Genomic DNA, 7,219 nt, shown 5'->3' with positions numbered 1-7,219 from the left:
GGCCGAGCCGGTGACCGCCGCCGCAGCGGCCGCGCCGGTCCGCGCCTGCGGAGGCGTGCCGTGCTGCCCGCCGGGCCCGGCCGGATCGGCCGTCCCGGGCGCCGCCCGGACGATCTGCCGCCCGAAACGGCCGTACGTCCCGAACGTCTCGAGCCCACTCGTGCGCCGGAACCCGCCGAGACGGCCGTACGTCCGGCTCGCCCGGGGCGGCGCCGGTTCCGGCTCCCCCGGCCGAAGCGTCAGGGCCGCCGCGACCGACGCTCCCGCGGGCACGAGCGCGAGCAGCGTCAGAGCCCCGGGCAGCGGCAGCGGCTGGTCCGGGGCGAGGAAGTCGGCCCCGGCGCCGTCGAAGGGCATCCCGGTCAGATCGCCCCGCAGGTGCAGGAAGACCAGCAGGGCCAGCATCGAGCCCAGGGTGCAGGACAGGGCCGTCGTCGTCGCCGAGACGGCCATGAGGCGCAGCGGGCCCAGGCCGATCGCCGAGAGGCCGGCGCGGGGCTTGGTGCCGGGGTCGGTGCGGGCCACGGCGACCGCGAAGTACACCGTGGCGGCCAGGGGCGCCGCACACCAGGCCAGGCGCGGCAGGGCGGCGCCCGGGGAGCCGGGGTGGCCGAGTGCGTAGCCCAGGGCGCAGAGCAACAGGAAGCCCGTCCCCGCCGAGGCGACCGCGACCAGGAGGCGGCGCAGTTGCACGGCGGGGTGGGCGCCGCGGGTCAGACGGAGAGCGAGCACGCGGCCCGGCCTTCCGGCTCGGCGGTCTCGGTGACCGGAGGCAGGTGCACCGTCTGCACGCGCCGCCCGTCGAGCAGGAAGACCGTACGGTCGGCGAGCGCCGCGGTCTCCGGGTCGTGGGTGGCCAGGACCACCGTGATGCCGTGCGAGCGGGCCGCCGTGGTGAGGGTGCGCAGTGCATGGGTGCGGTCGGCACGGTGCAGTGGTGCGGTGGGTTCGTCGGCGAACAGCACCGACGGGGCGGGGGCGAGGGCGCGGGCGATGCAGACCCGCTGCCGCTCCGCCTGCATCAGCTGGTGCGGGCGCTTGCGGGCGCTTGAGCCGATGTCCAGGCGCTCCAGCCACTCCAGGGCCGCCGTCTTGGCGCGGCGCCGGCTGGTGCCGCGCAGCATCAGCGGCAGGGCGGTGTTCTCCCAGGCGTTGAGTTCCGGGACCAGCGTGGGGACCGGGTCGATCCAGCCGAAGCGGTCGCGGCGCAGCCGCTCCCGGGTGAGGGGTCCCATGGTGTGCACGGGCACGCTGTTGAACCAGACCTCGCCGCGCCGGACGGGCACCAGGCCGGACAGACAGCGCAGCAGGGTCGTCTTGCCGCTGCCGCGCGGGCCGCTGACGGCGAGGATCTCGCTCTCCCGGACGCCGAGCGAGACACCACTGAGCGCGGGGGATCCGTCCTCGTGCTGGAAGTGCAGGGCGCGTGCCCAGAGCACGTCGTTGTCCGGCGGGGCGTCCATGGCGTACACCTCGGTTCAGTTCGTCAAATGCTGTGGTGTGTCCCCCGTACGGCGGAACGAGGGCGCCGACCGGGGGTCACGGTCCCGGCTCACGCGTGCGGTGCGTGGCGTGTGCGCACGCTAGGCAGATCGACCGCGCGGGGCCGGACAGCACGCGGCCCCGGGCCGCCGTTTCTCACTCGAACGGGCGGCACCGGGGCCGGTATTGATCATCCAGAACGACGATCAGAGCTTCGTCCACGCCTCCGAGAGCGTGGCCCGCAGGATCTGCTCGATCTCGTCGAACGTCGACTGGTCCGAGATCAGCGGCGGGCCGAGCTGGACGACCGGGTCGCCCCGGTCGTCGGCCCGGCAGTACAGGCCGTTGTCGTACAGCTTCCTGGAGAGGAAGCCGTACAGGATCCGCTCGGTCTCGTCCGCGTCGAAGGACTCCTTGGTGGCCTTGTCCTTGACGAGCTCGATGCCGTAGAAGAAGCCGTTGCCGCGGACGTCGCCGACGATCGGCAGGTCGTGCAGCTTCTCCAGGGTGGAGCGGAACGCGCCCTCGTTGTCCAGGACGTGCTGGTTGAGGTTCTCGCGTTCGAACAGGTCGAGGTTGGCGAGGCCCACGGCCGCGGAGACCGGGTGGCCGCCGAAGGTGTAGCCGTGCAGGAAGGTGTTGTCGCCCTTGTAGAACGGCTCGGCGAGGCGGTCGGAGACGATGCACGCGCCGATCGGGGAGTAGCCCGAGGTCATGCCCTTGGCGCAGGTGATCATGTCCGGGACGTAGCCGAACTTGTCGCAGGCGAAGACCGTGCCCAGCCGGCCGAAGGCGCAGATGACCTCGTCCGAGACGAGCAGCACGTCGTACCGGTCGCAGATCTCGCGGACCCGCTGGAAGTAGCCGGGCGGGGGCGGGAAGCAGCCGCCCGCGTTCTGCACCGGCTCGAGGAACACCGCGGCGACCGTGTCCGGGCCCTCGAAGAGGATCTGCTGCTCTATCTGGTCGGCGGCCCAGCGGCCGAAGGCCTCCGGGTCGTCGCCGAAGATCGGCGCGCGGTAGATGTTGGTGTTGGGGACCTTGTGCGCGCCCGGCACCAGCGGCTCGAACGGGGCCTTCAGGCCCGGCAGGCCGGTGATGGACAGGGCGCCCTGCGGGGTGCCGTGGTAGGCGACCGCGCGGGAGATCACCTTGTGCTTGGTGGGCTTGCCGACCAGCTTGAAGTACTGCTTGGCGAGCTTCCAGGCGGTCTCCACCGCCTCGCCGCCGCCGGTGGTGAAGAAGACCTTGTTCAGGTCGCCCGGGGCATGGCCGGCGAGGCGCTCGGCCAGCTCGACGGCCTTGGGGTGGGCATAGGACCACACGGGGAAGAACGCCAGCTCCTGCGCCTGCTTGAAGGCGGTCTCGGCGAGTTCGACCCGGCCGTGCCCGGCCTGCACGACGAACAGACCGGCGAGACCGTCGAGGTAGCGCTTGCCCCGGTCGTCGTAGATGTAGGTGCCCTCGCCCCGGACGATGGTGGGGACGGGGGCCTTCTCGTACGACGACATGCGCGTGAAGTGCATCCACAGGTGGTCGTACGCGGACTGGGAGAGGTCCTTGCTCACGGCTATCGGGTCCTCACGGTTATCGGGTTCCCCACATGTAGGTCTGCTTCTTGAGCTTGAGGTAGACGAAGCTCTCGGTGGAGCGCACTCCGGGGACGGCCCGGATGCGTTTGTTGATGACCTCCAGGAGGTGGTCGTCGTCCTCGCAGACGATCTCCACCATCAGGTCGAAGGAACCAGCGGTCATCACCACGTACTCGCACTCGGACATGGCCGACAGCGCGTCCGCGACCGACTCCACGTCACCCTCGACGTTGACGCCGACCATCGCCTGTCTGCGGAAGCCCACGGTGAGCGGGTCCGTGACGGCGACGATCTGCATCACGCCCTGGTCGAGCAGCTTCTGGACGCGCTGGCGCACGGCCGCCTCGGAGAGGCCGACCGCCTTGCCGATGGCGGCGTAGGGCCGGCGGCCGTCCTCCTGGAGCTGTTCGATGATGGCGAGGGAGACGGCGTCCAGGTGGGGACCGCCGTTCCTGGACTCGCGGGAGTCCCTCTGGTCTGCGCTTCGACTGGCCACGGGGTCACTGTGCACGAGGGATCGACACTTCCGCAAGGTCTGATCGATGAAATCCGTTGTTTGCATCCCTCACAACTGCGGATTCCGCACGATCGAAGGTGGCGGGGGTGTTGAAAACGTGGGGCAGCCGACTAGGGTGGGTGTCTCAAGTACTGGACACCCCAACTGGAGGGCCGGCAGTGAGCACCGAGCTGCGTCGTCTGCGCAACTACATCGGCGGTGAGTTCCGGGACGCCGCCGACGGACGGACCACCGAGGTGGTCAATCCCGCGACGGGCGAGGCGTACGCGACCGCTCCGCTGTCCGGGCAGGCGGACGTGGACGCCGCGATGGCGGCGGCCGCCGAGGCCTTTCCCGGCTGGCGCGACACCACGCCCGCCGAACGCCAGAAGGCCCTGCTGAAGATCGCGGACGCCTTCGAGGAGCGCGCCGAGGAACTGATCGCGGCCGAGGTGGAGAACACGGGCAAGCCCGTCGGGCTGACCCGCTCCGAGGAGATCCCGCCGATGGTCGACCAGATCCGCTTCTTCGCGGGTGCGGCGCGGATGCTCGAGGGCCGCTCGGCCGGTGAGTACATGGAGGGCCTGACCTCCATCGTGCGCCGCGAGCCGGTCGGCGTCTGCGCCCAGGTCGCGCCGTGGAACTACCCGATGATGATGGCCGTGTGGAAGTTCGCCCCGGCGCTGGCGGCGGGCAACACCGTCGTCCTGAAGCCGTCCGACACCACCCCGGCCTCAACTGTCCTCATCGCCGAGATCATCGGCTCGATCGTCCCCAAGGGCGTCTTCAACGTCATCTGCGGTGACCGTGAGACCGGCCGCATGATGGTCGAGCACCCGGTCCCGGCGATGGCCTCCATCACCGGTTCGGTGCGCGCCGGCATGCAGGTCGCCGAGTCCGCGTCCAAGGACGTCAAGCGCGTCCACCTGGAACTGGGCGGCAAGGCCCCGGTCGTGGTCTTCGAGGACACCGACATCGCCAAGGCCGTGGAGGACATCTCCGTCGCGGGCTACTTCAACGCCGGCCAGGACTGCACGGCCGCCACGCGCGTGCTGGTCCACGAGTCCATCCACGACGAGTTCGTCTCCGCGCTGGCCAAGGCCGCCGCCGACACGAAGACCGGGCAGCCGGACGACGAGGACGTGCTGTACGGGCCGCTGAACAACCCCAACCAGCTCGCCCAGGTCGAGGGGTTCATCGAGCGGCTGCCGGCGCACGCGCGCGTGGAGGCCGGCGGCAAGCGGGTCGGCGACAAGGGCTACTTCTACGCGCCGACCGTCGTCTCGGGCCTGAAGCAGGACGACGAGATCATCCAGAAGGAGGTCTTCGGCCCGGTCATCACCGTCCAGTCCTTCCGCGACGAGGACCAGGCGGTGGAGTGGGCCAACGGCGTCGAGTACGCCCTCGCCTCGTCCGTGTGGACCAAGGACCACGGCCGCGCCATGCGGATGTCCAAGAAGCTCGACTTCGGCTGTGTGTGGATCAACACCCACATCCCGCTGGTCGCCGAGATGCCGCACGGCGGCTTCAAGAAGTCCGGCTACGGCAAGGACCTGTCGGCGTACGGCTTCGACGACTACACGCGGATCAAGCACGTGATGACGTCGCTGGACGCGTAGGTCGTCCCCTTCGGTTGTCACCGGCCCCCGGGCGGCAGCAGCGCCCGGGGCCGTCATCCGCTACGGCCTGGCCGGTGCCCCCGGCCGGCCCGGCGCCGCCGCGCCCGCGCGTACGGCGCACAGCACGTCGATGCGGTTGGTCGTGATCGAGTCGACCCCCGCTTCGAGGAGCCGCCGCATGGAGCGGCGGGTGTCGGGCGTCCAGACGGACAGCAGACAGCCGTCGCCGTGGACGCGCTCGGCGAGAAGCCGGTCCACCAGGCCGAAGCGGTAGTTGAGCCAGCGCGGGCGGACCGCCTCCAGCAGGACGGGCCGGGGCGGGGCCAGGGTCGTCCAGGTCAGGGCGATCTCGGCGTCCGGGTCCGCCGCGCGCACGGCGAGCATGGCGTCGGCGCCCGCGCAGTAGTAGACGCGGTCCGCCGCCCCGGCCTCCCGCACGACCCCCATGACCCGGCGTACCGCCCGCACGTCGGGTGAGCCGGGCAGGTCGATCATCACCCGGTGCCCGTCGGTCGTCGCCAGCGCCTCCGCCAGTGTCGGCACCCCGCCGCCGGTCAGCCCGCGCACCTCCTCCCAGGACAGCGCGCGCACCGGCCGCTCGTGCTCCCACAGCCGCTTCAGCGTCTCGTCGTGCAGCAGCACCGGCACGCCGTCCCGGGTGAGCCGTACGTCGATCTCCACCGCGTCCGCACCCCGGTCGAGCGCGGAGCGCAGCGAGGCGACGGTGTTCTCGCGGACGCGGTAGGGGTCGCCCCGGTGGGCCACGGCGATCGGCACGCGCTTCACCGGTCGAGCCACGCCGCGGTGTACGTGTCGATCTCGCCCTTGATCCCGGCCTTGCCGGCCGGGTCGAGGAAGGACACGTCGACGGCGTTCTTCGCCAGGTCGGCCAGCCCTCGCTCGTCGAGGCCGAGCAGCCGGGCCGCCACCGCGTACTCGTTGTCGAGGTCGGTGCCGAACATGGGCGGGTCGTCGGAGTTGATCGTGACGATGACCCCCGCCTGCACGAACTCCTTGATCGGGTGTTCGTCGAGCGTGGTCACGGCGCGCGTGGCGATGTTGGAGGTCGGGCACACCTCGAGCGGGATCCGGTGCTCGGCGAGGTGCGCGAGGAGCTTCGGGTCCCGCGCGGAGCTGGTGCCGTGCCCGATGCGCTCGGCCCGCAGATGCGTGAGGGCGTCCCACACGGTCTGGGGGCCGGTGGTCTCGCCGGCGTGCGGCACCGAGTGCAGGCCGGCCGCGATCGCCCGGTCGAAGTACGGCTTGAACTGCGGCCGGGGCACGCCGACCTCGGGCCCGCCGAGGCCGAAGGAGACCAGGCCCTCCGGACGCAGCCGGTCGTCGGTGGCGAGCCGGACCGTCTCCTCCGCCGACTCCAGGCCCGCCTCGCCGGGGATGTCGAAGCACCAGCGCAGCACGGTCCCGAACTCGGCCTCGGCCGACTTGCGGGCGTCCTCTATCGCGTCCATGAAGGCACGCTCGTCGATACCGCGGCGGGTGGACGAGAACGGCGTGATGGTCAGCTCGGCGTACCGCACCTGCTGCCGGGCCAGGTCACGGGCCACCTCGTAGGTGAGCAGCCGGACGTCCTCCGGGGTGCGGATCAGGTCGACGACCGACAGGTACACCTCGATGAAGTGGGCGAAGTCGGTGAAGGTGAAGTAGTCGACCAGGGCGGCGGGATCGGTCGGGACCCTGGAGTCGGGGTGGCGGGCGGCGAGTTCGGAGACGATCCGGGGGGAGGCGGATCCCACGTGGTGCACATGCAGTTCGGCCTTGGGCAGTCCGGCGATGAAGGCCTTCAGATCGCGTGAGGCGTGGGGGTCGACGAGGTGCTCGGTCAAGGGTTCCTCCCCGGAACGGCGCCCCGGCCGGCGTGAGGGCGGGCGGGGCGCGGGTGATCGGCTGATCGGTGACGCGGACTCATCGTAGGCCGTGGCGCGGCGCCCCCTTCCAGGGGCGCGGGACTGTATCGGAGGCGGCTTCCGCCGCGGGATGCGGCCGGCCCACGCACCCACCCGCGCTGGGGT

Annotated in this window: 6 protein-coding genes and 1 pseudogene; 1 reads left to right on the top strand and 6 read right to left on the bottom strand. The window is 71.4% G+C overall.

Going from position 1 to position 7,219, the window contains the following annotated elements; all coding sequences use genetic code 11:
* The 4 genes and pseudogenes from IE212_RS32915 to IE212_RS32900 all read right to left on the bottom strand — a co-directional run.
* Positions 1–732, bottom strand: a pseudogene (locus IE212_RS32915) (hypothetical protein); the annotation flags it as partial.
* On the bottom strand, positions 714–1,463 hold the full coding sequence (locus IE212_RS32910) for an ABC transporter ATP-binding protein (protein WP_190201655.1): 750 nt from the start codon (positions 1,461–1,463) through the stop codon (positions 714–716). The gene IE212_RS32910 and the pseudogene IE212_RS32915, both read right to left, overlap by 19 nt.
* Positions 1,464–1,688: 225 nt before the next feature.
* On the bottom strand, positions 1,689–3,050 hold the full coding sequence (locus tag IE212_RS32905) for an aspartate aminotransferase family protein (RefSeq protein WP_268250810.1): 1,362 nt from the start codon (positions 3,048–3,050) through the stop codon (positions 1,689–1,691).
* Between the two features lie 19 nt (positions 3,051–3,069).
* A complete protein-coding gene (locus tag IE212_RS32900; RefSeq protein ID WP_190201654.1) occupies positions 3,070–3,585 on the bottom strand; it encodes an Lrp/AsnC family transcriptional regulator in 516 nt (171 codons plus the stop codon).
* Between the two features lie 164 nt (positions 3,586–3,749).
* On the opposite strand from IE212_RS32900, the gene IE212_RS32895 reads away from it, so the two are divergent.
* The gene (locus IE212_RS32895) at positions 3,750–5,189 is read left to right on the top strand and encodes a gamma-aminobutyraldehyde dehydrogenase (protein WP_190201653.1); all 1,440 of its coding nucleotides are present in this window, start codon (positions 3,750–3,752) and stop codon (positions 5,187–5,189) included.
* A gap of 60 nt (positions 5,190–5,249) precedes the next feature.
* Here the strand turns inward: IE212_RS32895 and IE212_RS32890 are convergent, their stop codons facing one another.
* Both IE212_RS32890 and IE212_RS32885 read right to left on the bottom strand, forming a co-directional pair.
* Complete coding sequence (locus IE212_RS32890) at positions 5,250–5,966, bottom strand: glycerophosphodiester phosphodiesterase (RefSeq protein ID WP_373301469.1); 717 nt, start codon at positions 5,964–5,966, stop codon at positions 5,250–5,252.
* 5 nt (positions 5,967–5,971) lie between these two features.
* Positions 5,972–7,033 carry an adenosine deaminase gene (locus IE212_RS32885; RefSeq protein ID WP_190201652.1) on the bottom strand — a complete coding sequence of 354 codons (1,062 nt, stop codon included), beginning with the start codon at positions 7,031–7,033 and terminating at the stop codon, positions 5,972–5,974.
* Positions 7,034–7,219 lie beyond the last annotated feature (186 nt).

Origin of the sequence: Streptomyces djakartensis (assembly GCF_014651075.1) — a bacterium.
In the GTDB taxonomy this organism is placed as follows: domain Bacteria; phylum Actinomycetota; class Actinomycetes; order Streptomycetales; family Streptomycetaceae; genus Streptomyces; species Streptomyces djakartensis.
Note: the sequence above shows the minus strand (reverse complement) of the source record. Positions and strands in the feature narration are given on the sequence as shown.